A 26,763-nucleotide genomic window follows, 5' to 3' on the forward strand; every position below is an offset into this window, starting at 1 on the left:
CTTTCCATCATGTGATCGCTTTTTGGAATCACCCATGAAACCCGCGCCCAGCCAGCAACGTCTCAACAGTCTCCTGTCCCGCCTGCGCATGAAGCAGCTGCAACTGCTCATCGCGCTGGACGAGCACCAATCGCTGCACAAGGCCTCCAGCGCCCTGGCCATGACCCAGTCGGCCGCCAGCAAATCGCTGGCCGAGCTCGAAGCGATGCTGGATGCGCAATTGTTTGAACGGACCCGATCCGGTCTCATTCCCAATCAGTTCGGTCATTGCGTCATCCGTTATGCGCGCCTGATGGCGACCGATCTCGGTTCGCTGTGCGAGGAGATGGCGCAGATCCGCTCCGGACGCGGCGGGCGGCTGGCCATCGGGGCGGTCATGGGGGCCTTGCCGGAACTGGTGGTGCCGGCGGTGGATGCCTTGCAGCGGCGCCATCCGGAGCTCTCCATCGATATTGTCGAGCAGACCAGCCGACAATTGCTGAGCCTGCTCGACGAAGGCCATCTCGATTTGCTGGTGGCGCGCGCCAGCGTCTCCGACAATCCCGGCAAGTATCACTATCAGCCCTTGTCGGAAGAACCGCTGTCGGTGGTGGTCTCGGGCGAACATCCGCGCCCGCGTGGCAGGCAGATGCGTCTGGCGGCGCTGGCGGGCTATCGCTGGGTGACCTATCCCAGCCACATGCCCCTGCATGCGGTGCTGGAGCGCGAAATGGACCTGGCCGGGGTCAGCATGCCGGGCAATGCCATCTCTACCGCCTCGACCTTCGTGACGGTGGCCTTGCTGCAGCAGGGGACCGACATGGTTTCTATCCTGCCCACGGCGGTGGCCGAGATGTTCGTCAGGCGCGGCATGTTGCGTATCCTGCCGGTGAAACTGCGTTCGATGTCGCAGACCATCGGCATCGTCACGCGCAAGGGCGGGCAGTTGTCCAGGGCGGGCGAAGCCTTCGTGGGCTTGTTGCGCCAAGAGGCCAGCGCCGTTTGATCCTGCGCCGGCGCCCGGCCATGGCCGGGCGCGGCGGATGCTGCCGTTGTCTTCCTGCCTGTCTCTCTTTCCTCACTGTTAAGCACAAAGCTTCACTTGCGCCGCTCAGCCGGCAGCAAGCCTGCTCCGTTCGCCCTTGCCCGATGACCGTGGCCGGACGCTGACCCGCCGCAAAGCGCCAAGGGACGGAGCTTGGCGGTCGAACTGAAAGGATCTTCACCTCATCCATGCAAAAAATTTGAGCGAGCATTTTTGGTGTAATGGTATAGTGATTATACCAGTTGGTCTTCTCCGGCTTGATCTGTGCGTTGCCTTCTGGAAAAACAACGAAATAACAAAGAAACAACCAAGGCAGCCAGGCGACCGCAAGGCGCACAGCCCCCGCGTCCCTGGCCAAACCCGTAGAGGTTGTCGTTGATCAGGCACAGCCTCTGAACCCGACAGGAGACAAGACAACAATGGAGACGCCCCAAAGCGCCGTCGAAAGATCGGCCATCCGCAAGGTCGCAATGCGGCTAGTGCCCTTCGTGGGCCTGATGTTTTTCATCAATTTTCTGGATCGCACGGCGATTTCCTTCGCCGGCCCCAATGGCATGAGCCGTGATCTGGCCCTGACCGCCGCCCAGTTCGGGTTTGCGGCCGGGGTCTTCTTCATCGGCTATGTGCTGCTGGAAATCCCCAGCAACCTGGCCCTGCACAAGTACGGCGCGCGCCGCTGGCTGGCGCGCATCATGGTCACCTGGGGCATCGTGGCGCTGCTGTTTACCTGGGTCAGCAGCGTGGAGGGGCTGTATGTACTGCGCTTCCTGCTGGGTGTGGCCGAGGCCGGGTTCTTCCCGGGAGCCATTCTCTACTTGAGCCTGTGGGTGCCGGCCAGGCATCGCAGCCATATCCTGGCCTTGTTCTATCTGGCCCAGCCGCTGACCATCGTCATCGGCGCGCCGATGGCCGCGCTGCTCATCGAGGCGCATGGCCTGTTCGGGCTGGAAGGCTGGCGCGTGATGTTCGCCGGGGTGGCACTGCCGGCCATCGCGGTGGGCGTGATGGCCTGGTTCTATCTGGCCGACCGGCCCGCCGATGCCAAATGGCTCGACGAGGCCGAGCGCAAGTGGCTCACGGCCGCCCTGCAAGCCGAACAGGGCAACAAGCGTGTCGAGCACGTGGCCCATGCGGGCGCGGCACTGAAGAATCCGCGCGTGTGGCTGCTGGCCCTGGTTTACTTCGGATTGATCTATGGCCTGTATGCCCTGGCTTTCTTCCTGCCGACCATCATCGGTGGTTTCGAGGCGCAATTCGGCAGCAAATTCAATGTGTTCCAGAAGGGGCTGATCACCGCCATTCCCTACCTGCCGGCGGCCATCGCCCTGTTCCTGTGGAGCCGTGACGCCACCCGGCGCGGCGTGCGCAGCTGGCACGTGGGCCTGCCCGCCTTGCTGGGCGCCATCAGCATCCCGGCGGCACTTTACATGCAGAGCCCGGCCACCACGGTGCTGGCCATCACGGTGACTGCCTGCGCCATCTTCTCGGCCCTGCCGACCTTCTGGTCGATTCCGGCACGTTTCCTCTCGGGAGCGGCCGCGGCCGCAGGGATTGCACTGATCAACACGGTGGGCAACGCGGCCGGCTTCATGGCGCCCTTCATCACCGGGGCGATCAAGGATGCCACCGGCAACTACCAGGCGCCGATGTTCGTGGTGGGTGCGCTCATGGCGGTGTCGGCGGCGGTGATCTTCGCCATCGGCGCCGGTGCCCGTGAAGAGGCCGCCGAACTGCAGGCACGCGTGATTGCCGAGTGAAGGCAATCCATGGCCAGTGGCATGGGCTCAACGCCGCGCTGGCCAGCAAGCAATGAACCCGCTCACCGCGTGAGCGGGCCGGTAACGATGACAGGAGAAATCACATGAAGGAAAAAATTGCACTCTTCGGCGCAGGCGGCAAGATGGGCGTTCGCCTGGCGAAGAACCTGAAGAAATCCGACTACCGCGTGGCGCACGTGGAAGTCAGTCCGGCCGGCCAGCAGCGCCTGCGCGAGGAAGTCGGCGTGGAGTGCGTCAGCATCGATGCCGCGCTGGACAATGTGGACGTGGTCATCCTGGCCGTGCCCGATACCCTGATCGGCAAGATCGCCGCCGAGATCTCCCCCAAGCTGCGCGCCGGGGTGATGGTGATGACCCTGGACGCGGCCGCACCCTTCGCCGGCCACCTGCCGGATCGTCCGGACCTGGTCTACTTCGTGGCCCACCCCTGCCATCCGCCCATTTTCAATGACGAGACCACGAGCGAAGGCCGTCGTGACTTCTTCGGCGGCGGTGCGGCCCGACAATCGATCACCAGCGCCCTGATGCAGGGGCCCGAGTCGGCCTTTGACCTGGGGGAGGACGTGGCCAAGGTCATCTACCAGCCCATCCTGCGCAGCTATCGTCTGACGGTGGAGCAGATGGCGATCCTGGAGCCGGGCCTGTCGGAAACCGTCTGTGCCACCTTGCTCTACGCGATGAAGCAAGCCATGGACGAGACGGTACGCCGTGGCGTGCCGGAAGAGGCGGCGCGTGATTTCCTGCTGGGCCACATGAACATCCTCGGGGCGGTGATCTTCAAGGAGATCCCGGGGGCGTTTTCGGACGCCTGCAACAAGGCCATCCAGAACGGCTTGCCGCGTCTCTTGCGCGACGATTGGCTCAAGGTCTTCGACCACGACGAGATCGCGGAGAGCATCCGCCGCATCACCTGACCAGGAGCGCGCATGGAACGCATCTACGCCAGCTACTGGCTGGAAACCGGCGATGATCCGGCCCGCGCGGCCGAGGTCATCGCAGGCGAACAATCCAGCGGCACCTTCGTGGCGCTGGCCACCGAAACGCCCGCCTTGAAGGAGCGCTCCGGGGCGCGGGTAGAAAAGCTGGAGATCCTCGGCCACAGCACCACGCCCAGCCTGCCCGGCGGCATGCCGGCCGCGCGCTATACGCAATGCCGGCTGGAACTGTCATGGCCCCTGGAAAACACTGGCGCCTCGCTGCCCAACCTGATGTCCACGGTGGCCGGCAACCTGTTCGAACTGCGCCAGGTCTCGGGCCTGCGGCTGACCGACCTGCGCCTGCCGCGCGCCTTCGTGCAAGCCTATCCTGGCCCCGCCTTCGGCATCGACGGCACGCGCAAGCTCACGGGCGTGACGCACGGGCCGCTGATGGGCACCATCATCAAGCCCAGCATCGGGCTGTCGGTGGAGGAGACGGTACAGCAGGTGCGTGAACTGGTGGCCGGTGGTATCGACTTCATCAAGGATGATGAATTGCAAGCCGATGGTGGCCGCTGTCCCTTCGATGAACGGGTGCGGGCGGTGATGCGGGTGGTCAACGAGCATGCCGAGCGCACCGGCAAGAAGGTGATGGTGGCCTTCAACCTGACCGGCGATCTCGACCAGATGCGCCGTCGTCACGACCTGGTGCTGGCCGAGGGGGGAAGCTGCGTGATGGCGGTCTTGAATTCCATCGGCCTGGTCGGTCTGCAGGAACTGCGCCGCCATGCGCAGTTGCCGATCCACGCGCATCGTGCCGGTTGGGGCTATCTCACGCGCAGCCCGCAACTGGGCTGGGACTACGCGCCATGGCAGCAGCTGTGGCGCCTGGCCGGGGCCGATCACATGCACGTCAACGGCTTGCGCAACAAGTTCAGCGAGCCCGATGAGAGCGTGGTGGCCGCTGCGCGTTCGGTCCTGCAACCGGTGGTGCCGGGTGCCGAGATGGTCAGCACCATGCCGGTCTTCAGTTCCGGCCAGACCGGTCTGCAGGCCGCCGATACCTATGCGGCCATTGGTTGTGCCGACTTGATCCACACGGCTGGCGGCGGCATCTTCGGTCATCCGCAGGGCGTGGCCGCCGGCGTGCAGGCGCTGCGCGAAGCCTGGGTGGCTGCCATCGAAGGCGTGCCGCTGGCCCAGCATGCCCAACGACATCCGGCCTTGCAGGCGGCGCTGGGGTTCTGGAAATGAGTCTGCTGCCTGATCACGACGGTCTGCCGCCGGGTTTGCTGCTGGCCTATTACGGTGACGACTTCACCGGCTCCACCGACGCCATGGAAGTCATGAGCGCCGCCGGACTGTCTACCGTGCTGTTGCTGCGCACGCCCGATGCGGCGCTGCTGGCGCGCTTTCCCGAGGTGCGCTGCATCGGTATCGCCGGGGCCTCGCGGGGGCGTTCGCCGCAATGGATGGACGATCACCTGCCCGCGCCCTTTGCAGCGCTGGCCTCGCTGCACGCGCCGCTGATGCAATACAAGGTGTGCTCCACCTTCGACTCTTCGCCCGCTACCGGCTCCATCGGTCGTGCCATCGACCTGGGCGTACGCCATATGCGCGGCGACTTTTCGCCCATGATCGTGGGCGCGCCGCGGCTCAAGCGCTATCAGGTGTTCGGCAATCTGTTCGCCGCTGTCGACGGCGAAGCTCATCGGCTGGACCGGCATCCGACCATGGCGCGCCATCCGGTCACCCCCATGGACGAGGCCGATCTGCGCCGCCATCTGCGCCGCCAGACGGCGCGCCGCATCGAACTGGTGGACATGCTGCAATTGCGCGACGGCGCCGAAGTCGCCCATACGCGGCTGCCCTCACTGCGTGGCCAGGATGTGCCGGTGGTGATGATCGATGTTCTGGATGACGAGACCCTGCGCGAAGCCGGTCGACTGGTCTGGGAAGGGCGCGGGGAGGGCGTTTTCAGTGCCTCTTCCTCGGGGCTGCAATATGCGCTCACGGCGTATTGGCGTACACGCGGCTGGATCGCCGCCCAGCCTGCACTGCCGCAGGCCGGGCCGGTGCCGGTGATCGCGGCGGTCAGCGGCAGTTGCTCGCCGGTGACGGCGGGGCAGATCGGCTGGGCGCGCGAACACGGTTTCGTATGCCTGCGCATGGATTTGCCGGCGGTGTTGTCGCAGACCACACGCGAGGCGGAACTGGCACGGCTGGTCAGCTCGGCCGTGGCGGCGCTGCGGGACGGGCGCAGCCCGTTGGTGTTTTCGGCAGAAGGGCCGGACGATCCGTGCGTCACCGGCTTTGATGCCATCGCCGCCGCAGCCGGACTGGCGCGGGCGGAGGCGGCGCAGCAGCTTGGCCTGGCGCTGGCTGCGACCATGCGCCGCTTGCTGGAGGCGATTCCCTTGCAACGCATCGCCATCGCCGGGGGGGACAGCTCGGGCGAAGTGGCCAGCGCGCTGGACATCACGGCGCTGTCGGTTTGCGCCGGACTGGCGCCGGGTGCGCCCTTGTGCCGGGCGTGGTCGGATCATCCCGGACGCGATGGACTGGAGCTGGTGCTCAAGGGCGGGCAGGTCGGCGCGCGCAGTTTCTTCGGCGATGTGCTGGAGGGGCGCTGCCACTGAAATCCGGGCTCGGGCTGGTGGCCGCAATCACAGTCCTGGCGTGGGATTGTGGTAGAGTGCGCGTCCAACGAAACCTACAATTGAGACAGCCCAGCCATGCCGGAACCGATACAGCGACGCAAGCTATACCAGGAAGTCCTGGAGCGCCTGATGGCGCGCATTCATCAGGGGGAATTCCCGCCGGGTTCGCAACTGCCCTCCGAACGCGATCTGATGGATCAGTACGGGGTCGGCCGCCCGGCCGTGCGCGAAGCGCTGCAGGCCATGGAGCGCTCGGGATTCGTGGAAATTGCCCATGGTGAACGGGCGCGCGTGGTCGATCCAACCGCCGACCGCCTCATCGCTCAGATCGCGGCGGGCGCGCAGCATCTGCTGCGGACCAAGCCGGACATGCTGAAACATATGAAGGAAGCGCGCGTGTTCCTGGAAACCAGCACCGCCCGCATGGCGGCCGAACGCGCCACCGAAGAGCAGGTCGCACGCCTGCGCGAGGCCATCGCCGCGCACCGCGCTTCGATGGTCAACCTGGAAGAATTCATCGAACGCGACATGGCGTTTCACCGCGAGATCGCCGACATCAGCGGCAATCCCATCTTTCCCTCGGTGGTGGAATCGATGTTCCGCTGGGCCAGCGAGTTCTACACCACCCTGGTGCGTGCTCCCGGCGCAGAAGAACTGACCCTGGCCGAGCACCAGCGCATCGTCGACGCCATTGCCGCGCATGACGGAGACGCCGCCGCCGAAGCCATGCGCGCGCACCTGATGCGGGCCAATGACCTCTATCGGGAGCTGGGTCAGCAGTAAAGCCCTAGCGCAACATGCCGTGCCAGGTCGGCTGTTTTTCTTCGTGATAATAAGGGCGGGTCAGTGGTGCCGACATCACCGCCGGATCGGCCAGCACCGTGACCGTGAGCAGGTCGGGCGGGCCGTCATAGCGGCGGCAGGCCTGGGCTGAATTGCGGTTGTTGTGCATGTCCACCACCAGCAGGCGCTTGTCCTGTTCGCTCATGCCAGGCCGGGGCGGCGGGGCCATGCGCTTGGGCGGGAGCACCAGGGCGTCGCCCGGTTCCACCCACAGGTCGGCCAGGCTGATTTCATTGACGTAAGGACGCCAGCGCGCCACCGTGATCACCAGCGGCTCGGGTCCGCGCGAAAAGAAGATGTGCGCGAAGTCGTGATACTCCAGGTCGGTGGCATTCCAGGTCAGCAGCTCGCGGCTGCGGCCATCCCCCAGATACGGCGATTCGTAACCGGCCCACTTGCCATAGGTGTACTCGGCCATCACCAGACCGTCGTAGCTGAAATGCAGGCATTGGCCATTGCGCAGCAAGGTCGCGCCGAAGGCCTGGGCGTTCTCCGGGGTGGCGGGCAGGGGTTCGTAACGGACTTCGGGAACGCGGAAATCAAATTCGGTAATCTCGTAGGAGGGCCAGTCCTTGGGCGTGATCGTGCGCTGCCAGTGGGCGATGTCGCGGTAGGTCACGCCGCGTTCGAGCGCCGGTGCTTCCGGCGCCAGCGTGATCAGTTCGCCCACGACGACGGCGCTCTGGCGACCCACGCCGGCCTCGTTGAGCATGTATGGATACTGGTTGGTATCCAGCAAGGGCGCTGAGGGCCCATCCTTGATGAAGAGAACGGGATCGAAATCACTCTGGTCTGGCGGCATGGCTTCCCCTGATGTTGGCGCGGTGGCGTGGTGACGATGGCCGTCCGGCCTCCCCCGAGGCCGCGTGGCGCTCGCGATCTTCGCACATTTCGGGTCAACTGAGGCGTTTGATCTCGGCGTTCGAAGAGAGTCGGCGGATCGCCTCTTCGGCCTGCGACAGTGCCGCTTCAGGCAAGCGCAGGTGAAGATGGGCCAGCGTGTCGTGGCGGCTGTTCAGCAGTTCGTATTTCTGCTGGATCAGCCAGTGGCGCAACTGCGGTTCGGCCGAATAGACCACGCCGATCTCGATTTCGGCTTGTGCCACGCGTTCGGTGCGCTCGCTGCTCTTGAGCGCAGTCGCAATTGCATCGGTGTAGGCGCGCACCAGGCCGCCCGCACCCAGTTTCACGCCACCGTAGTAACGCACCACCATGGCCAGCACGCCATCGAGTTCATGATGGCGCAGCACTTCGAGCATGGGGCGGCCGGCCGTGCCGGAAGGTTCGCCGTCATCGGACATGCCGGACTGGCCACCGGCCATCAATGCCCAGCAGACATGGGTGGCGCTGCGATGGGCCTCGCGCATCCTGGCGATCTCCTGCATGGCCGCCTCGCGCCCCGGCACCGGCATGACGATGCCGATGAAGCGACTCTTGCGGATCTCCAGTGTGATCTCGGCGCGTTGCGCGATGGTGAAGGTGGCCATGAGGAAACCGGCCTCAGTCCTGCGGCGGGACGTTGCCCTTGAGCAGCGCCAGCTCTGCGCGCAAGCCCTGGTTTTCTTCGGAGAGGCGACTCACGCGCGCCTGCAGCGAAGCGATTTCGCGGCGCAGGGCGGCGCTCAGTTCATTCTCCTGGCCTTCCACCAGCGGGATGGCCTGCTCGCTCATCTCTTGCGCCTTCGGCACGCGCGGGGTGCGGGTGGCGGCTTGCTGTTCGCGCACCTTCTTGGCGGCTTCGCGCAATTCCTTCTTGCCACCGGCGACCGCGCTGACCTGCGCCTGGCTGGGCAAGGTGGCCACGGCGGCAGCGGCATTGATGGAGATGGCGCCATTGCGCACCGCCTCCACCAGCTCGGGTGCGGCGGTCTTGCGGATGCGGTCGATCTGGCCGATGGTCGCGCTGCTGATGCCGGCGGCACGCGCAATGTCTTCGCGGGTCTTGATGCGACCGGTGTTGTCATCGGCGTGCCAGGGATCATCGCCTGAGGGGGAGGCATCGCCAACGCCTTCAGGCGCGGCGGTCTGGTCAGTAGCGGCGGCCACCTTGGCGGGCTTGGCCTCGGCCTTGGTGCGGGCGGCGATGATGTCGCGCTTGCGCAGGGCCAGCATGCCGCGCTGGAAGTCCGAGACGCTGCGACGACCGAGCTGGTTGTCGATCATCCAGAGCAGCACGTCCTCCTGCGAGCCAAAGCTGTCGTTCTGGATGGTCTTGAAGGGCAGGTCGTACTTGCTGCAGATTTCGTAACGGTTGTGACCATCGATGAGCACCTCGCCCCACAGCACCAGCGCATCGCGGCAGCCTTCGGCCAGCAGGCTGCGTTCCAGCGCGGCATATTCGTTGGGGGTGAGGGGATCGATGTACTGTTTCAGTTCTTCGTTGATGACGATATTCATGGGACTGTGACGCCGAAGGCGTCTCGACTGAATCGAAAAGCCGGGGTCGCATTCTACACCACTGCCTGTGGCACTCTCCGGACGGTCGGGGTGCTTGCAGTACAATGTCGGGCTTCATCACTGCTGCCCCTCGCGTCATGCGCATTCGATTCCGTCTGATGGCTGCGGCCATTGTTTCTGCCTTGTTTCTCTCTGCCTGCGGCACGTCCTCGCTCTTGCCGGGGGGCGCTGCGTCCAGACCCGCCGAGGGCACCGTCGCACCGAGCGCCACGGCGGCGCCCACTCCGCGCAAGATCAAGATCGGCCTGGCCCTGGGCGGCGGCGCTGCGCGCGGCTTTGCCCACATCGGTGTGATCAAGGCGCTGGAAGCCCAGGGCATCACCGTGGACGTGGTGGCGGGGACCAGTGCCGGCAGCCTGGTGGGCGCGCTCTATGCCGCCGGCAATGACGGCTTCGCCCTGCAGAAGCTGGCGCTGGCGATGGACGAGGCGGCCATCTCGGACTGGTCGGTGCCGCTGTTCTCCAAGCTCAGTGGCGTGCTCAAGGGGGAGGGCGTGCAGAATTACGTGAACAAGGCGGTGCACAACGTGCCCATCGAGAAATTCAAGATTCCCTTCGGCGCGGTGGCCACCGATCTGCGTACCGGTCAGCCCATCCTGTTCCAGCGCGGCAATGCCGGTACGGCAGTGCGCGCGTCCTCGGCGGTGCCGGGCGTGTTCCAGCCGGTCAGGATCGGCGACCATACCTATGTCGATGGCGGACTGGTGGCGCCGGTGCCGGTGCACTTCGCACGGCAGATGGGGGCGGACTTCGTGATCGCGGTCAACATCTCGGCCAATCCGGAGGCGCAGGCAGCGGCCAGCAGTTCCCTCGACGTGCTGCTGCAGACCTTCGCCATCATGGGGCAGACCATCAACCAGTATGAGCTGAAGAATGCCGACATCGTCCTGCAGCCGGGGCTGGGCGCCATGAAGGGGAGCGACTTCGCCAGCCGCAACGTGGCCATTCTGGCCGGCGAGCAGGCTGCCAGTGCAGCCATGCCGGAAATCAAGCGCAAGTTGAAGCAGATGGAGACCGGTAACTGACGGCTGGGCCGTTTTTGGGCGGTATATGAAGGAAAAAAAAGGCCGCTGTCCCCAGCGGCCTTTTGCTATGTACGGTGCACCGTGATGGTGATCATTTCTGTTCGTCGTCGCCCGCGATGATGCGGCGCGCACCATTGAAGCGCTTCTTCCAGTAGGACTCGTCCATGCTCTCGATGCGCACCTGACCACCGGTCGAGGGGGAGTGAATGAACTTGCCGTCACCCAGGTAGATGCCGACGTGCGAGAAGCCGCGGCGCAGGGTGTTGTAGAACACCAGGTCGCCCGGTTGCAGGTTGTCGCTGCCAACCTTCTCGCCCACGCGGCTGATTTCCAGCGAGGTGCGCGGCAGGTCGGTACCCCATGCTTCCTTGAAGACGTAACGCACCAGACCGCTGCAATCCAGGCCGGTATCAGGCGAATTGCCGCCGTAACGGTAATTGATGCCCAGCATGGCCAGCGCCTGGGTGGCCAGTTCGGAAGCACGATTGGTGATTTCTTGCAGGCGGGCGATCGCAAGATTGGTCCTGCTGATCAACTGCTGGGCTTGCGGGGAGGTCGCTTGGGGAGGAGGAAGATCCTGCGCTGCCAGGGAAAGGTCAGCGGAATGAGCCGATGCACTGATCCAGAGGCCGGCCGCCAGCGCGCATGCGCGAGCGGTTTGTCGTCGGATTCGGTCAGATCGGCGTAGGGTCATCGGGATCCTCTCAAAATAGGATTGCAGGAATGTAAGGTAAATCTTACGGCTTGTCAAAAGCTGGATTCGTGCCAGCTTGTCAAACTGAAATGATTTACGGGTTAAAGCGGGCTGCTTGCGGGTTTCTCCCTGTCAGGGTTTTTCCTACACGCGGTAGGAAAACAGCCCGGCTAAAAGATTTACGTTTTTACAGAAAGTTTCCTTGCTGCATGAGAAAAATGAGTTGCGGGCCAGGTGTGATGCAAAAAACTTCATCTATGGCGTGAAGATGACTTGGCCGGGCGGGATGTCAAAAAAGACTTTCTGGCCGTACAATCAGCGTTCAATTTTTTCTGCCTATCGGAGCAAACATGCAAACCAAACCGTTCCTGTCGCTGGACGACGTCAAGAAGATCGCTGCCGGCGCTGAAGCCGAAGCCCGTGCCAACAACTGGAACGTGGCCATCTCGGTGGTCGATGACGGCGGCCACCTGCTGTGGCTGCAGCGCATGGACGGCGCCGCCCCGATCTCCTCGCAGATCGCCCCGGCCAAGGCCCGCACCGCTGCCCTGGGTCGCCGCGAAAGCAAGATCTATGAAGACATGATCAACAACGGCCGCGTCTCCTTCCTGAGCGCCCCTGGCCTGGACGGCCTGCTCGAAGGCGGCGTGCCGGTGGTGGTCGATGGCCATTACGTGGGCGCCGTCGGCGTCTCGGGCGTGAAGTCCTCGGAAGACGTGCAGATCGCCAAGGCCGGTATCGCTGCCCTGGGCCTGTAATCTCTCCCGCGCCGGCAGCCTCGTCTGCCGGCGCTCCCGCCTTGTCTGCACCCCGTTTCGGTGCAATTTGCGCCAACTTTCGGCAATCTACGATTTGCCGGAGGGAGGCTCTTGCGCTATAATTGAGCGGTTTAGCCAATTTTATCCGCCGTAGCGCATACCCATTCCTCTTCCTCGTTCCCAACAGGCCCAGCCACGCTTCCGTACCGAATGAGTCGGGGTGTTCGCGCCGGTCAGTTTGGCGCGCAAAGGTCTACCGGTCATCCAGCCGCGGCGGTAACAATCTCAGGAGTTACCCTTGCTGCCTCTTCTTTCCGGTCCCGCGATTCCGGCCGTCCTCGCGCTCGCAGACGGGTCTGTCTTCCAAGGTTTTTCCATCGGCGCCGCAGGCAATACCACCGGTGAGGTGGTCTTCAATACCGCGATGACCGGCTACCAGGAAATCCTGACCGACCCCAGCTACAGCCGCCAGATCGTCACCCTTACCTATCCGCACATCGGCAACACGGGCGTGAACCGTGAAGACGTCGAAGCGTCGCAGATCCACGCCGCCGGCCTCATCATCAAGGACCTGCCGCGCCTGCTGTCGAACTTCCGCAGCCAGCAATCGCTGTCGGATTATCTGAAAGAAGGCAACATCGTCTCCATCGCCGGCATCGACACCCGCAAGCTGACCCGCATCCTGCGCGAGAAGGGTGCCCAGAACGGCGCCATCGTCGCCGGTGAAGCCGATATCGCGGCGGCCACCGCCAAGGCACTGGAACTGGCGCGCGCCTTCCCGGGCCTGGCCGGCATGGACCTGGCCAAGGTGGTCTCCACCCAGAAGGCCTACAACTGGACCGAGACCGAATGGCGCCTGGGCCGCGGCTACGGTCAGCAGATCACCCCGAAATTCCACGTGGTCGCCTTCGACTACGGCGTCAAGTACAACATCCTGCGCATGCTGGCCGAGCGCGGCTGCAAGGTCACCGTGCTGCCGGCGCAAGCCACTGCGGCCGAAGCGCTGGCCCTGAACCCGGACGGCATCTTCCTCTCCAACGGTCCTGGCGATCCGGAACCCTGTGATTACGCCATCGCCGCCTCCAAGGAGCTGATCGAGCGCGGTATCCCGACCTTCGGCATCTGCCTGGGTCACCAGATCATGGCCCTGGCCTCCGGCGCCAAGACCTTGAAGATGAAGTTCGGCCACCACGGTGCCAACCACCCGGTGCAGGACCTGGATTCCAAGCAGGTGATGATCACCTCGCAGAACCACGGTTTCGCCGTGGACCAGGCCACCCTGCCAGCCAACTGCCGCGTGACCCACGTGTCGCTCTTCGACGGTTCGCTGCAAGGCTTCGAGCGTACCGACAAACCTGCTTTCTGCTTCCAGGGCCACCCCGAAGCATCCCCTGGACCGCATGACATCGCTCCCCTGTTCGACAAGTTCGTGGCGATGATGGAGAAGAAACAAAATGCCTAAGCGTACTGACATCAAAAGCATCCTGATCATTGGCGCTGGCCCGATCATCATCGGCCAGGCCTGCGAATTCGACTATTCCGGCGCCCAGGCCTGCAAGGCCCTGCGTGAAGAAGGTTTCAAGGTCATCCTGGTCAACAGCAACCCGGCCACCATCATGACCGACCCGGAAATGGCCGATGCCACCTACATCGAGCCGATCACCTGGCAAGCTGTCGAGCGCATCATCGCCAAGGAAAAGCCGGACGCCATCCTGCCGACCATGGGCGGCCAGACCGCGCTGAACTGCGCGCTGGACCTGCATCGCAATGGCGTGCTGGAGAAGTACAAGGTCGAGCTGATCGGCGCGACCCCGGAAGCCATCGACAAGGCGGAAGACCGCTCCAAGTTCAAGCAGGCCATGACCAAGATCGGCCTCGGTTCCGCCCGTTCGGGCGTGTCGCACACGATGGAAGAATCGTGGGCGGTGCAGAAGACCATCGGCTTCCCGGTCATCATCCGTCCGTCCTTCACCATGGGCGGCACCGGCGGCGGTATCGCCTACAACGCCGAGGAATTCGAAACCATCTGCAAGCGCGGCCTGGAGGCTTCGCCGACGTCCGAACTGCTGATCGAAGAATCGCTGATCGGCTGGAAGGAATACGAAATGGAAGTGGTCCGCGACAAGGCGGACAACTGCATCATCGTCTGTTCCATCGAAAACCTGGACCCGATGGGCGTGCACACCGGCGACTCCATCACCGTCGCCCCGGCACAGACGCTGACCGACAAGGAATACCAGATCATGCGTAACGCCTCGCTGGCGGTGCTGCGTGAAATCGGTGTGGATACCGGCGGCTCCAACGTGCAGTTCTCGGTCAACCCGGCCGATGGCCGCATGATCGTCATCGAAATGAACCCGCGCGTCTCGCGTTCCTCGGCACTGGCCTCCAAGGCCACCGGCTTCCCGATCGCCAAGATCGCGGCCAAGCTGGCCGTGGGCTTCACGCTCGATGAACTGCGCAACGAGATCACCGGCGGCGCGACCCCGGCGTCCTTCGAGCCGTCCATCGACTACGTCGTGACCAAGATCCCGCGCTTCACCTTCGAGAAATTCCCGCAGGCCGACAAGCACCTGACGACCCAGATGAAGTCCGTGGGTGAAGTCATGGCCATCGGCCGTACCTTCCAGGAATCCTTCCAGAAAGCCCTGCGTGGCCTGGAAGTGGGCGTGGACGGCATGAACGAAAAGACCACCGACCGCGAACTGATCGAGAAGGAACTGGGCGAACCCGGTCCGGACCGCATCTGGTACGTGGGCGACGCCTTCGCCCAAGGCTTCTCGCTGGAAGAAGTGCATGGCCTGACCCACATCGACCCGTGGTTCCTGTCGCAGATCAAGGAAATCGTCGACATCGAACTGTGGCTGGAAAAGGATGTGGCGCTGGAGTCGCTGGACAAGGCGACCCTGTTCCAGCTGAAGCAGAAGGGCTTCTCGGATCGTCGCCTGGCCAAGCTGTTGAAGACCACCGACACCGCCGTGCGCGAGCAGCGCAAGAAGCTGGGCGTGCGTCCGGTCTTCAAGCGCGTCGATACCTGTGCGGGCGAGTTCTCGACCGATACCGCCTACATGTATTCGACCTACGACGAAGAGTGCGAATCCAACCCGACCGACAAGAAGAAGATCATGGTGCTGGGCGGTGGCCCGAACCGTATCGGCCAGGGCATCGAGTTCGACTACTGCTGCGTGCACGCGGCACTGGCGATGCGCGATGACGGTTACGAAACCATCATGGTCAACTGCAACCCGGAAACCGTCTCGACCGACTACGACACCTCCGACCGCCTGTACTTCGAGCCGGTGACGCTGGAAGACGTGCTGGAAATCGTCGACAAGGAAAAGCCGGTTGGCGTGATCGTCCAGTACGGCGGCCAGACCCCGCTGAAGCTGGCGCTGGACCTGGAAGCCAATGGCGTGCCCATCGTCGGCACCTCGCCTGACATGATCGACGCCGCTGAAGACCGCGAGCGCTTCCAGAAGCTGCTGCAAGACCTCGGCCTGCGCCAGCCGCCCAACCGTACCGCCCGTACCGAAGCCGACGCGCTGCAACTGGCGCAGGAAATCGGTTATCCGCTGGTGGTGCGCCCGTCCTACGTGCTGGGTGGCCGCGCCATGGAAATCGTCCACGAGCAGCGTGACCTGGAGCGCTACATGCGCGAAGCCGTCAAGGTTTCGCATGATTCGCCGGTGCTGCTGGACCGCTTCCTGAACGACGCCATCGAAGTGGACGTCGATTGCCTCTCCGACGGTGAACGTACCTTCATCGGCGGCGTGATGGAGCACATCGAACAGGCTGGCGTGCACTCGGGCGACTCGGCTTGCTCGCTGCCGCCGTATTCGCTGTCCAAGGAAACGATTGAAGAACTGAAGCGCCAGACCGCACTGATGGCCAAGGGCCTGAACGTGGTCGGCCTGATGAACGTGCAGTTCGCCATCCAGCAAAGTGAAGTCGATGGCAAGACCGTCGATACCGTCTTCGTGCTGGAAGTGAACCCGCGTGCATCGCGTACCGTGCCCTTCGTCTCCAAGGCCACCGGCCTGCAGCTGGCCAAGATCGCTGCACGCTGCATGGTCGGCCAGTCGCTGGACAGCCAGGGCATCAAGAACGAAGTCGTACCGCCTTACTACAGCGTCAAGGAAGCCGTGTTCCCGTTCGTCAAGTTCCCGGGCGTGGACACCATCCTCGGCCCTGAAATGAAGTCCACTGGCGAAGTCATGGGCGTGGGCAAGACCTTCGGTGAAGCCTTCGTGAAGTCGCAGATGGGTGCTGGCGTGAAGCTGCCGAAATCGGGCAAGGTCTTCCTGTCGGTGAAGAACAGCGACAAGCCGCGTGCCGTGCAAGTGGCGCGCGACCTGGTCGCCCTGGGCTTCTCGATTGTGGCCACCAAGGGTACGGCCGCTGCCATCAGCGCTGCCGGCATCCCCGTGGCGACCGTCAACAAGGTGGTGGAAGGCCGTCCGCACATCGTGGACATGGTCAAGAACAACGAGATCACCCTGGTGGTGAACACCGTTGAAGAAAAGCGCAACGCCATTGCCGACTCCGGAGCGATCCGTACTTCGGCGCTGGCCGCCCGTGTGACCACCTTCACTACCATCGCCGGTGCCGAAGCGGCAGTGGAAGGCATGCGCCATCTGGACGCGCTGGACGTCTACGATTTACAAGGCCTGCATAAAGCTATACACTAAACCCACAACACGTTACTTTTGCCGGCTTTAGCTTGATTGACGCCGGCAGGCAAAGAGGGCATCTGAGCAATCGATGCCCTCTCTGACTTTTGGACGACACCCTGCGGCCACAACATGTTCAATGTTGCAGGGCAGATCCGTCCGGGGACGCTAAGGACATGACGCCATCGGGCCTCACGCATGTGGATTTGCGCGTGGCGTCATGTCCTTAGCGGCTCTGAGTCAGAGCGCGTGTTGTTGAAGAGCTGACGGAATCCTGCAGCAACGGTCCGTTCACCAGTCAGACTGTTCCCGTAAAAACAACGCTTGTCCGCCAGGTTGGCGGCGCGGAGATCTTTTTGCGTGTTCAGCGGCCGGCGGACCTTGGATGCGTCTTCCGTGTAACCCTAACCTTGAGCAAGAGACTTATGAGCACAGTTCCCCTTACCAAGCGTGGCGCCGAACTTCTGAAGGAAGAATTGCACCGTTTGAAAACCAAAGACCGTCCGGAAGTCATCAATGCAATCGCCGAAGCGCGCGCGCAGGGTGACTTGTCCGAAAACGCCGAATACGAGTCGGCCAAGGAGCGCCAGGCCTTCATCGAAGGCCGTATCGCCGACCTGGAAGGCAAGCTGGGCGCGGCCCAGATCGTCGACCCGGCCGAACTGAACGCCGAAGGCCGCGTGGTCTTCGCCTCCACCGTGGACCTGGAAAACCTGGACAGCGGCGAGAAGGTGACCTACCAGATCGTCGGTCTGGACGAAGCCGACATCAAGGAATCCAAGGTCTCCGTGACCTCGCCCATCGCCCGTGCCCTGATCGGCAAGAGCGCCGGTGACGTGGTGGCCGTGGAAGCCCCCTCGGGCCTGAAGGAATACGAAATCCTGGAAGTGCGCTACGTCTGACGTAGTCCGCCGCATCCGTCCCGCGCAGAGCAGGGCGGATGCGGCATTGATCCTGCCGCAACACCGACGCCGGAAATGAAAATGCCCGCATCAGCGGGCATTCTGTTTTGTGGGCCGCAGCAAGCTGCAGCCCGGTGCGTCCAGCGACCGAAGGATCAGCCGAGCGACTTCTTGGTGCTGCGCTGGCGCGGCTTGGCCTTCTTGACCAGACCACCGGCGGTGATGCGTTCGTTGCCCTTGAGCATGACCTTGCTCACCGAAGGACGCTTGGTGGCGTGCGACTTGACGATGGTCACTTCGCGCAGGCCGCCCTTGGCGCCGGCAGCGGCTTTCTTGCCTTCGTCCTTTTGCGGGCGATACAGCACCAGCAGCTTGCCGATGTGTTGTACCGGGGCCGCCTTGAGCTCGGCGCAGATGGTTTCGTAGATCGCGATGCGGGCTTCGCGGTCGTCGCCGAAGACACGGACCTTGATGAGGCCGTGGGCGTTGAGGCTCTTGTCGATTTCCTTCATGACGGATTCGGAAAGGCCACTTTCGCCTACCATCACGACGGGGTTCAAGCCATGGGCCTGGGCGCGCAGTTCGCTGCGCTCGGCGGGAGTCAGATTCAACATGGGAGTGCAGGTTCGGGACGAGGTCTCGGCGGCGCCAAGTTGTCCCTCAATGAGATAAAACCAGTATTCTACGCGAATGGCAAAGAACAAACTGAACAAAAACTGGTTACACGACCATATCAACGACCCTTATGTGAAGTTGGCACAGAAGGAAGGCTATCGTGCGCGTGCCGCCTACAAGCTCAAGGAAATCGATGAGGAAGAACGTCTCATCAAGCCCGGGCAGGTCATCGTCGACCTCGGCTGCACCCCCGGCAGCTGGTGCCAGTACGCCCGCAACAAGCTGGCCGGCGCCGAGGGTGGCGGCATCCACGGCACCATCATCGGGCTGGACATCCTGCCGATGGACCCGATTGCCGATGTGCACTACATCCAGGGCGACTTCCGCGAAGACGAGCCGGTGCGCCAGCTCGAAGCCGTGCTGGAGGGGCGCAAGGCCGATCTGGTGCTCTCGGACATGGCGCCCAACCTGTCGGGCGTGGCCATTGCCGATGCCGCGCGGGTGGAGTACCTGATCGACCTGGCCATCGATTTTGCGCAGCTGCACATGAAACCTGGCGGCGCTTTGCTGGTCAAGTGTTTCAACGGGACCGGCTACAACGAACTGGTGCACAAATTCCGGGCCGAATTCAAGACGGTGATGTCCAAGAAACCCAAGGCCAGCCGCGACAAGTCGTCCGAAATCTTTCTGCTAGGGAAAATCCTGAAAAATCCTCGCAGTTAAATCGGTTAAAGTTGACTCAAAACCGGTTCGTCATCCGCAATCCAGCGCAAAATCTGCTGTAAAACCGGCGATTTAGTGAATTTTCCCGCCTTGTTTTGCCCGATTTCAGCCTTATATCGATTTCTGGAAATCGTTAGTCTGTCTGAATCGGTGACAAACTTGGCGACAAACAGGTCTTCCCCGCCCGTCTTCAAGCTGATGACGGAATGGCAAAGAAATGAGCCTGCAGCCTGGTGCGACGCGTTGTTGTGCGTTGCGCGATGGCACAGCAGGGCGGGGCGAGGCTGGTCGGACGGCGGTTTTCCGTGTAAGGGTGGTTGAATCCGGGTAAAATCGGACGATACAAAGGCAACGTGGCGCGCAGGCGTCGGAGGAGTTCCAGTGAACAATATGTTTTCCAAGGCTGCCATCTGGGTAGTCATCGCGCTCGTGCTGTTTATGGTGTTCAAACAGTTCGACAGCCGCAGCATGGCGACCAATGCCAAGCCGATCGCGTATTCGGACTTCATCTCCGAGGTCAAGGCCGGACACATCAAGGACGCGACCATCGAGGATCGCAACATCATCGCCACCACTCAGGACGGCACCAAGGTCAAGACCGCGACCACCATCCTGGATCGCGGCCTGGTCGGCGACCTGTTGAACAATGGCGTGAAGTTCGACGTGCGCCAGCCGGAAGAGCAGTCCTTCCTGTCGCAAATCTTCATTTCCTGGTTCCCGATGCTGCTGTTGATCGGCGTCTGGATCTTCTTCATGCGCCAGATGCAGGGCGGCGGCAAGGGCGGCGCGTTCTCCTTCGGCAAGTCCAAGGCGCGCATGCTGGATGAAAACAGCAACTCCGTCACCTTCGCCGACGTCGCCGGTTGCGACGAAGCCAAGGAAGAAGTCCAGGAGCTGGTCGAATTCCTGCGTGACCCGACCAAGTTCCAGAAGCTGGGCGGCCGCATCCCCCACGGTGTGTTGATGGTGGGCCCCCCGGGTACCGGTAAAACCCTGCTGGCCCGTGCCATCGCCGGCGAAGCCAAGGTGCCGTTCTTCACCATTTCGGGTTCGGACTTCGTGGAAATGTTCGTCGGCGTGGGCGCATCGCGTGTGCGTGACATGTTCGAGAACGCCAAGAAGCATGCTCCCTGCATTATCTTCATCGACGAAATCGACGCCGTCGGTCGCCATCGTGGTGCCGGCATGGGCGGCGGCAACGACGAACGCGAACAGACCCTGAACCAGATGCTGGTGGAGATGGACGGTTTCGAAGCCAACTCCGGCGTCATCGTCATCGCCGCTACCAACCGCGCCGACGTGCTGGACAAGGCGCTGCTGCGTCCGGGCCGTTTCGACCGCCAGGTGATGGTCGGCCTGCCCGACATCCGTGGCCGCGAACAGATCCTCTATGTGCACATGCGCAAGGTGCCCATCGCGCCGGACGTCAAGGCCGATATCCTGGCCCGTGGTACCCCCGGTTTCTCCGGTGCCGACCTGGCCAACCTGGTCAACGAAGCCGCCCTGTTCGCTGCGCGCCGCAACAAGCGCCTGGTGGAAATGCAGGACTTCGAAGATGCCAAGGACAAGATCGTCATGGGTCCGGAACGCAAGTCGGCCGTGATGCGCGAGGAAGAGCGCCGCAACACCGCCTACCACGAGTCCGGCCACGCCGTCGTCGCCAAGCTGCTGCCCAAGGCCGATCCGGTCCACAAGGTCACCATCATGCCGCGTGGCTACGCCCTGGGCCTGACCTGGCAGCTGCCGGAGCATGACCGCGTGAACATGTACAAGGACAAGATGCTGGAAGAGATCTCTATCCTCTTCGGTGGTCGTATCGCTGAAGAAATCTTCATGCACCAGATGTCCACCGGCGCTTCCAACGACTTCGAGCGCGCTACCAAGCTGGCTCGCGCCATGGTTACCCGTTACGGCATGTCCGTGACCTTGGGCACCATGGTGTATGAGGATTCGGAGCAGGATGCCTACTTCGGCCGCATGTCCTCCAAGACCGTCTCCGAAGCCACCCAGCAAAAGGTGGATGCTGAAATCCGCAGCATCCTCGACGAGCAATACGCCCTGGCCCGTCGTCTGCTGGAAGAAAACCGCGAGAAGGTCGACGTCATGGCCAAGGCCCTGCTGGAATGGGAAACCCTGGACGCCGATCAGGTCAACGACATCATGAACGGTGACGAACCGCGTCCGCCGCGCAATGGGACTCCCGTCAAGAAGTCGCCGTCGGACGGCAATCGTTCCGGCGACGTCTCGCCCAACGCCACGGCTCCGGCCTGAAGCGTGAAGGCTGCGGCGAACAGCCCGAGCGCCTGAGACCGCAGGTTTGATGAAGGTGAGGAGCGATCCTCACCTTTTTTATTTGGCAGATGAAAAACCGTGCAGTCGATGACGCGCTTGCCGGACAAAAGTATAAAGACGGTCCATCGGCGGTGTATCATGCAGCCGCAGAGCGATGGCAGGCGGCGCAGCCTCCGCAAGGTCGCTACGTCGGACAACTCATCCGCAACACCCACAACAGCAAGATGACGCAAGCATTTCTCAAGTGCGGCAGGTTCCGCCTGCCGGTCCAGCCTGGCCGCCGGCCGCTGGTCATGGGTATTCTCAATGTGACGCCCGATTCCTTCTCCGATGGCGGCCGCCATCACTGCCTGGAGCTGGCCCTGACCCATGCCGAACAGATGATCGCCGACGGGGTCGACATCATCGACATCGGTGGCGAGTCGACCCGTCCCGGCATCGCCCCGCTGTCCTTGCAGGAAGAGCTGGAGCGCGTCATGCCGGTGATCTATGCCCTGCGCGACTGCGGCAAGCCGATCTCGCTGGATACCTACAAGCCCGCCGTCATGCGCGAAGCGCTGGCCGCCGAGGTGGACATCATCAATGACATCAATGGTTTCCGTGCCGAGGGCGCCATCGATGCGGTCAAGGACAGCGAGGCCGGCCTGTGCGTGATGCACATGCAGGGGCAGCCGCAGACCATGCAGCAGGAACCCCGATATGAAGATGTGGTGACCGAGGTCGCCCAATTCCTGCAGACCCAGGTCGACCTCATGCGCGCAGCCGGCATCGGACGTGAACGGATTTGTATCGATCCCGGTTTTGGCTTTGGCAAGACTGTGGAGCATAATCTGGCTTTGCTCAAGAACACGCGCCGACTGATCGACATGCTGGACCTGCCCCTGCTGGCGGGCATGTCGCGCAAGTCGATGATCGGCGCCGTCACCGGCAAGCCGCTGGAACGCCGCATGGCCGGCAGTCTCGGCGCGGCGCTGGCGGCGGCGCAGCAGGGCGCGATGATCATCCGGGTGCATGATGTGGCCGAGACGGTCGATGCACTGGCCATGTGGCAGGCCGGGCGCGCCGATCGGTAGGCACAGTGGCAATGCAGCTTCGGACCTCACCGATCATCAGGCAGCAACCCATCGTCTTCACTGGAGACAGGCCGACGCCTTCGCCCGGCCAGCAAGACATCGACAAGCAATAAAGGATCAACATGGCAGCAAAATATTTCGGCACCGATGGTGTGCGCGGTCGCGTAGGCGTGGCACCCATTACCCCTGATTTCGTCATGCGCCTGGGCTATGCGGCCGGCAAGGTGCTGGCCAAGTCCAAGGATGGCGTGGCGCGTCCCACGGTGCTGATCGGCAAGGACACCCGCATTTCCGGCTACATGCTGGAAGCCGCCCTGGAGGCCGGTTTCGCAGCGGCCGGGGTGGATGTCTGGCTGGCCGGGCCACTGCCGACCCCGGCCGTGGCCTACCTGACCCGCGCCCAGCGCCTGTCGGCCGGCGTGGTGATTTCGGCCTCGCACAATCCCTATCACGACAACGGTATCAAGTTCTTCTCGGCCAAGGGCAACAAGCTGCCCGACCAGGTCGAGGCCGATATCGAAGCCGCCCTGGAGCAGCCCATGGAGTGCGTTCCCTCCGAGAAGCTGGGCAAGGCACGCCGCCTGTCGGATGCGGCCGGCCGCTACATCGAATTCTGCAAGAGCACCTTCCCCAGCGCCATGGACCTGCGTGGCATGCGCCTGGTGGTGGACTGTGCCAACGGCGCGGCCTACAACATCGCCCCGCACGTATTCCATGAGCTGGGGGCCGAAGTCATCACCATCGGCAATCAGCCCGATGGCCTGAACATCAACGAGGACTGCGGCGCCACCGCGCCCAAGTCGCTGGTAGCCGCGGTGCGTGAATACCGCGCCGACCTGGGCATTGCCCTGGACGGCGACGCCGACCGGCTCATCATGGTCGATGGCCATGGCCGCATCTACAACGGCGATGAACTGCTCTACCTGATGGTCAAGGACCGCCTGGCCACCGGCCCGGTCGATGGTGCAGTTGGTACCCTGATGACCAACATGGCCCTGGAAGTGGCCTTCAAAAAGATGGGCGTGCCCTTCGCGCGCGCCAAGGTGGGCGACCGCTATGTGCTGGAAGTGCTGCAGGAAAAGGGCTGGCTGCTCGGCGGCGAAGGTTCCGGCCACCTGCTGGCGCTGGACAGGCATACCACCGGTGATGGCATCGTCTCGGCGCTGCAGGTCCTGTGTGCCCTGAAGCGCGCCGGCCAGAGCCTGGCGCAGATGACCGGTGACATCACCCTGTTTCCGCAATCGCTGATCAATGTGAAGATTCCGGCCGGCTATGACTGGAAGTCCAACGCCGCCCTGCAAGCCGAGAAGCTTGCGGTGGAAGAGGCACTGGGCGAGCGCGGCCGCGTGCTGCTGCGACCGTCCGGCACCGAACCGCTGATCCGCGTGATGGTGGAAGCCGAAGAAGCCGAGCTGGCGCGTACCATGGCCCAGCGTATCGCGGCCAAGGTACTCTGATCGAGCCACAGCGAAGCCAAGGAAGATGTCAAAAGAGCTCCCCCACATCCTGATGGTCGAAGACGAACCCAGCATCGCGGAGCTGTTGCGCTTTACGATGCAGGGAGCGGGTTTTGCCACCACCGTCGCCACCGACGTGGCCCAGGCCCGCAAGCTGATCGCCGAATCGCTGCCGCACGTGGTGCTGCTGGACTGGATGCTGCCCGACAGTTCCGGTCTGGTGCTGCTGGCGGAGCTGCGGCGCGACCAGCGTACGGCGGCGCTGCCGGTCATCATGCTCACCGCCAAGGGCATGGAAGAAGACAAGGTCAAGGGCTTGAACGAGGGCGCGGATGACTACGTGACCAAGCCGTTCTCGCCCAAGGAACTGGTGGCACGGGTGCAGGCCCTGCTGCGTCGCAAGACGCCCGAGATCGGCAGTCAGGCACTGCGCTACGGCGACATCAGCATCGACGTCGAACGCCGCCAGGTGGCCGTGGCGGGCAGGTCGGTGGCGCTGGATCAGGCCGAGTTCAAGCTGCTGCGCTATCTGGTGGCGCATCCGGAGCGCATCTTTTCACGCGCCCAGTTGCTCGACAGGGTCTGGGGAGACCACACCTTCATCGAGGAGCGCACGGTCGATGTGCACATCATGCGCCTGCGCAAGTCGCTGGGTGATCTGGCGTACTACGTGCAGACGGTGCGCGGCATGGGCTACAAGCTCAGTACCGAGCACTGACGTTTCTTCATCTAGAATGTGAATGAAAAAGGCGATATCCGGATCGCCTTTTTTTTCGAGCCGCACCCAGGATGCGCTGCGCAGGATCAATCCAGCGGCACGCTGCGATAGCGGTTCACCTCCGAGGCTGAAACGAAGCCGCTCTGGTTGCCCCAGCTATTGCGCACATAGGAGACCAGTGCGGCCACCTCCTGGTCACTGAGCTGCGGACCGAAGGGTGGCATGCCGAAGGGGTAGGGGTTGCCTGTCGTGGAGGGCGGGAACCCACCATTGAGCACGGCCCGGATGGCATTGACCGGCTCTGGCCCGGCAATGGCGTGGTTGCCCGCCAGCGGCGGATAATCCGGTGCGCTGCCCTGGCCACGGCCGCCGTGGCAGTCCACGCACAGACTTCCGTAGAGCTTCTTGCCCTGCTTGAGGATGCGTTCGGCCTCGGCGGGTTCCGGTTGGGCGGCCATGCCATCCTTGGGCAGGGCTTGTGCCGGCAGCGACTTCAGGTAGACCGCCATGGCGCCGATATCCTCATCGTTCAGATACTGCAGGCTGCGCCCGACGATTTCCGACATCGGCCCCAGCGAGGCAGCGCGGGGCGAGACGCCGGTCTTGAGCAGGGCGGCAATGTCCGCCTCGCTCCAGTTGCCCAGGCCATGCTCTGCTCCATGCAGGGGCGGCGCATACCAGTCCAGCCCCGGGATCATGCCCCCGGCCAGTGCCAGCGGCGCAATGCTGGCGCCGGCCCGGTTGCGGGCGCTGTGACAGGCGCTGCAATGGCCAGCCCCTTGCACCAGGTAGGCGCCCCTGTTCCACTGGGCGGAGCGCGCCGGATCAGGCTGGTAAACAGCCGGTGTGAAGAAAAATGCGCGCCACAGGCCCAGCAGCGGCCGCTGGTCGTAGGGGAAGCGCAAATCATGTGAACGATTGGGCTGAACTACGGGAGGCAGGCCGCGCAGCCAGGCGAACAGGGCATCGCTGTCGTCGCGGGTGAGGCGGGTGTAGCTGGTGTAGGGGAAGGCCGGGTAGAGGAAACGGCCATCGCGTCCACGTCCGTGGTGCAGGGCGCGCCAGAAATCGTCGGCGCTCCAGTCGCCCAGGCCGGTGGCCTTGTCCGGCGTGAGGTTGGTGGTGTAGAGCGTGCCGAAGGGGGTGGCGATGGGGCGGCCACCGGCATAGGCCGCACCGCCGCGCACCGTATGGCAGGCCATGCAGTTGCCGGCGCGTGCCAGGTATTGCCCCCTGAGTCGCTGCGCCTGCGCATCGGTGACCGGGGTGGCCACACCGGTATCTTCGCTGCGCAGGCTTTGCCAGGCGATCACGCCGGCGGCCAGCGCCACGACCGCCAGCACGCTGCCCAGCAGCATCCCCAGTCCCCGACGCAAGATCTTGTTCATCGTGCCGCTCCTGCGTCGGCAGGACCCGGCGGCATGCTGCCGCAGGCCACCGGGAGTGGCTGGGGCAGGCTGCGCGCCGGGGCATAGTCGGCCGGCACCGGCTGGGAGGACAGCCAGCTGCTGACGGCATTGATGTCTTCCGGACTCAGGGCCCGGGCAATCTTGCCCATGCAGTCCGGTGCGCTGGCAGTGCGCTCGCCATTGCGCCAGGCCCCCAGTTGCGCATTGATATAGTCGTGCGGCAGGCCCAGCAATCCCGGGATGCCCGGCTGTACGCCGCCCAGCCCGACGCCATGGCAGCTGGCGCAGGCAGCAATGCCCTGCCTCGGCTTGCCCTGGCTCACCAGCAGGCGCCCCCGATCCAGTACGGCGGTGCCGGCGTCGGCGGGAACCGGCGGCGGATAGGGCGGATGCTGGTCGGCGAAGAAGGCGGCGATCTGCCGGAGATAATCATCCGAAAGATTGCCCAGCAGGTAATTCATCATCGGATAACGGCGCCGTCCATCACGAAAACTCTGCAGCTGATTGAGCAGGTATCCCTCCGGCTTGCCGGCGATGCGCGGATAGTAGCCATCGGCCGTGGCCCGCCCCTGTTTGCCATGGCAGGCGATGCAGGCGGCCATGCGTTCGGCCATGCCCGGCATCGTACCCGGCTTGTCCGCCGTCGGCTGGGCCATGGCCAGGCCCGCTGCCATCCATGTCCCCAGGGCAGTGACTGCAAGCTTCTTCATATTTATTGTGGGCGAGCGCATCGGCCTATTGTAGTGCA

General features: G+C 63.6%; 24 protein-coding genes. 16 read left to right on the plus strand and 8 right to left on the minus strand.

Going from position 1 to position 26,763, the window contains the following annotated elements; translation table 11 throughout:
- The first annotated feature begins 34 nt into the window (after positions 1-34).
- The 6 genes from HNO82_RS16690 (at position 35) to HNO82_RS16715 (ending at position 7,162) form a co-directional block, all read left to right on the plus strand.
- Positions 35-985 (plus strand): LysR family transcriptional regulator, encoded by a 951-nt coding sequence (locus HNO82_RS16690; RefSeq protein WP_008326816.1) that lies wholly within the window; start codon positions 35-37, stop codon positions 983-985.
- Positions 986-1,443: 458 nt separating this feature from the next.
- The gene (locus tag HNO82_RS16695; protein ID WP_175344480.1) at positions 1,444-2,781 is read left to right on the plus strand and encodes an MFS transporter; all 1,338 of its coding nucleotides are present in this window, start codon (positions 1,444-1,446) and stop codon (positions 2,779-2,781) included.
- 104 nt (positions 2,782-2,885) lie between these two features.
- A complete protein-coding gene (locus HNO82_RS16700) occupies positions 2,886-3,716 on the plus strand; it encodes a phosphogluconate dehydrogenase C-terminal domain-containing protein (protein WP_175344481.1) in 831 nt (276 codons plus the stop codon).
- A gap of 12 nt (positions 3,717-3,728) precedes the next feature.
- A complete protein-coding gene (locus HNO82_RS16705) occupies positions 3,729-4,973 on the plus strand; it encodes a ribulose-bisphosphate carboxylase large subunit family protein (RefSeq protein ID WP_175344482.1) in 1,245 nt (414 codons plus the stop codon).
- The gene (oiaK, locus tag HNO82_RS16710) at positions 4,970-6,358 is read left to right on the plus strand and encodes a 3-oxo-isoapionate kinase OiaK (RefSeq protein ID WP_175344483.1); all 1,389 of its coding nucleotides are present in this window, start codon (positions 4,970-4,972) and stop codon (positions 6,356-6,358) included. The genes HNO82_RS16705 and oiaK overlap by 4 nt, the downstream gene beginning before the upstream one ends.
- 96 nt (positions 6,359-6,454) lie before the next feature.
- A complete protein-coding gene (locus HNO82_RS16715; RefSeq protein ID WP_008326821.1) occupies positions 6,455-7,162 on the plus strand; it encodes a transcriptional regulator NanR in 708 nt (235 codons plus the stop codon).
- A 4-nt stretch (positions 7,163-7,166) separates the two neighbouring features.
- Here the strand turns inward: HNO82_RS16715 and HNO82_RS16720 are convergent, their stop codons facing one another.
- The 3 genes from HNO82_RS16720 to HNO82_RS16730 form a co-directional block, all read right to left on the minus strand.
- Positions 7,167-8,024: a hypothetical protein gene (locus HNO82_RS16720; protein ID WP_175344484.1), complete on the minus strand. Its 858-nt coding sequence runs from the start codon at positions 8,022-8,024 to the stop codon at positions 7,167-7,169.
- A 94-nt stretch (positions 8,025-8,118) separates the two neighbouring features.
- Positions 8,119-8,709 carry an IMPACT family protein gene (locus HNO82_RS16725; RefSeq protein WP_175344485.1) on the minus strand — a complete coding sequence of 197 codons (591 nt, stop codon included), beginning with the start codon at positions 8,707-8,709 and terminating at the stop codon, positions 8,119-8,121.
- Between the two features lie 13 nt (positions 8,710-8,722).
- A complete protein-coding gene (locus HNO82_RS16730; RefSeq protein ID WP_175344486.1) occupies positions 8,723-9,619 on the minus strand; it encodes a ParB N-terminal domain-containing protein in 897 nt (298 codons plus the stop codon).
- Between the two features lie 137 nt (positions 9,620-9,756).
- Here HNO82_RS16730 and HNO82_RS16735 point away from each other — a divergent pair, with 137 nt between their 5' ends.
- The gene (locus HNO82_RS16735) at positions 9,757-10,704 is read left to right on the plus strand and encodes a patatin-like phospholipase family protein (protein WP_034350496.1); all 948 of its coding nucleotides are present in this window, start codon (positions 9,757-9,759) and stop codon (positions 10,702-10,704) included.
- Between the two features lie 91 nt (positions 10,705-10,795).
- Here HNO82_RS16735 and HNO82_RS16740 read toward each other — a convergent pair whose 3' ends face one another.
- Positions 10,796-11,398 (minus strand): C40 family peptidase, encoded by a 603-nt coding sequence (locus HNO82_RS16740; RefSeq protein WP_034350010.1) that lies wholly within the window; start codon positions 11,396-11,398, stop codon positions 10,796-10,798.
- 350 nt (positions 11,399-11,748) lie between these two features.
- Between HNO82_RS16740 and HNO82_RS16745 the strand changes: the two genes are divergently transcribed.
- From HNO82_RS16745 to greA, 4 genes are all read left to right on the plus strand, one after another.
- Positions 11,749-12,156 carry a GlcG/HbpS family heme-binding protein gene (locus tag HNO82_RS16745; protein WP_008326828.1) on the plus strand — a complete coding sequence of 136 codons (408 nt, stop codon included), beginning with the start codon at positions 11,749-11,751 and terminating at the stop codon, positions 12,154-12,156.
- 298 nt (positions 12,157-12,454) lie between these two features.
- Entirely contained in the window at positions 12,455-13,618 is a 1,164-nt protein-coding gene (gene carA / locus HNO82_RS16750; protein WP_013233399.1) for a glutamine-hydrolyzing carbamoyl-phosphate synthase small subunit, read from the plus strand.
- Complete coding sequence (gene carB / locus HNO82_RS16755; protein WP_154132757.1) at positions 13,611-16,844, plus strand: carbamoyl-phosphate synthase large subunit; 3,234 nt, start codon at positions 13,611-13,613, stop codon at positions 16,842-16,844. Before carA ends, carB begins: the two co-directional genes overlap by 8 nt.
- Positions 16,845-17,251: 407 nt before the next feature.
- A complete protein-coding gene (gene greA, locus HNO82_RS16760; RefSeq protein ID WP_013233401.1) occupies positions 17,252-17,728 on the plus strand; it encodes a transcription elongation factor GreA in 477 nt (158 codons plus the stop codon).
- A gap of 155 nt (positions 17,729-17,883) precedes the next feature.
- Here the strand turns inward: greA and yhbY are convergent, their stop codons facing one another.
- The gene (gene yhbY, locus HNO82_RS16765) at positions 17,884-18,342 is read right to left on the minus strand and encodes a ribosome assembly RNA-binding protein YhbY (RefSeq protein ID WP_175344487.1); all 459 of its coding nucleotides are present in this window, start codon (positions 18,340-18,342) and stop codon (positions 17,884-17,886) included.
- A gap of 76 nt (positions 18,343-18,418) precedes the next feature.
- Here yhbY and HNO82_RS16770 point away from each other — a divergent pair, with 76 nt between their 5' ends.
- Positions 18,419-19,066, plus strand: a complete 648-nt coding sequence (locus HNO82_RS16770) for an RlmE family RNA methyltransferase (protein ID WP_008326838.1) — start codon at positions 18,419-18,421, stop codon at positions 19,064-19,066.
- Positions 19,067-19,071: 5 nt separating this feature from the next.
- Here HNO82_RS16770 and HNO82_RS16775 read toward each other — a convergent pair whose 3' ends face one another.
- Complete coding sequence (locus tag HNO82_RS16775) at positions 19,072-19,476, minus strand: hypothetical protein (RefSeq protein WP_175344488.1); 405 nt, start codon at positions 19,474-19,476, stop codon at positions 19,072-19,074.
- Between HNO82_RS16775 and ftsH the strand changes: the two genes are divergently transcribed.
- The 4 genes from ftsH to HNO82_RS16795 all read left to right on the plus strand — a co-directional run bounded on the left by ftsH (position 19,448) and on the right by HNO82_RS16795 (position 24,606).
- Complete coding sequence (gene ftsH, locus HNO82_RS16780) at positions 19,448-21,337, plus strand: ATP-dependent zinc metalloprotease FtsH (RefSeq protein WP_008326840.1); 1,890 nt, start codon at positions 19,448-19,450, stop codon at positions 21,335-21,337. The two genes, HNO82_RS16775 and ftsH, sit on opposite strands and share 29 nt — an antisense overlap.
- A 245-nt stretch (positions 21,338-21,582) precedes the next feature.
- Positions 21,583-22,431: a dihydropteroate synthase gene (gene folP / locus HNO82_RS16785; RefSeq protein WP_175344489.1), complete on the plus strand. Its 849-nt coding sequence runs from the start codon at positions 21,583-21,585 to the stop codon at positions 22,429-22,431.
- A gap of 122 nt (positions 22,432-22,553) precedes the next feature.
- A complete protein-coding gene (gene glmM / locus HNO82_RS16790) occupies positions 22,554-23,888 on the plus strand; it encodes a phosphoglucosamine mutase (RefSeq protein WP_175344490.1) in 1,335 nt (444 codons plus the stop codon).
- A gap of 25 nt (positions 23,889-23,913) precedes the next feature.
- On the plus strand, positions 23,914-24,606 hold the full coding sequence (locus tag HNO82_RS16795) for a response regulator (RefSeq protein ID WP_175344491.1): 693 nt from the start codon (positions 23,914-23,916) through the stop codon (positions 24,604-24,606).
- Positions 24,607-24,692: 86 nt separating this feature from the next.
- On the opposite strand, the gene HNO82_RS16800 is transcribed toward HNO82_RS16795, so the two are convergent.
- Both HNO82_RS16800 and HNO82_RS16805 read right to left on the minus strand, forming a co-directional pair.
- The gene (locus HNO82_RS16800) at positions 24,693-25,994 is read right to left on the minus strand and encodes a c-type cytochrome (protein WP_175344492.1); all 1,302 of its coding nucleotides are present in this window, start codon (positions 25,992-25,994) and stop codon (positions 24,693-24,695) included.
- A complete protein-coding gene (locus tag HNO82_RS16805; protein WP_175344493.1) occupies positions 25,991-26,725 on the minus strand; it encodes a c-type cytochrome in 735 nt (244 codons plus the stop codon). The genes HNO82_RS16800 and HNO82_RS16805 overlap by 4 nt, the downstream gene beginning before the upstream one ends.
- Positions 26,726-26,763: the final 38 nt, after the last annotated feature.

The organism is Herbaspirillum sp. C9C3, from assembly GCF_013359625.1.
Classification (GTDB): Bacteria; Pseudomonadota; Gammaproteobacteria; order Burkholderiales; family Burkholderiaceae_D; genus Herbaspirillum.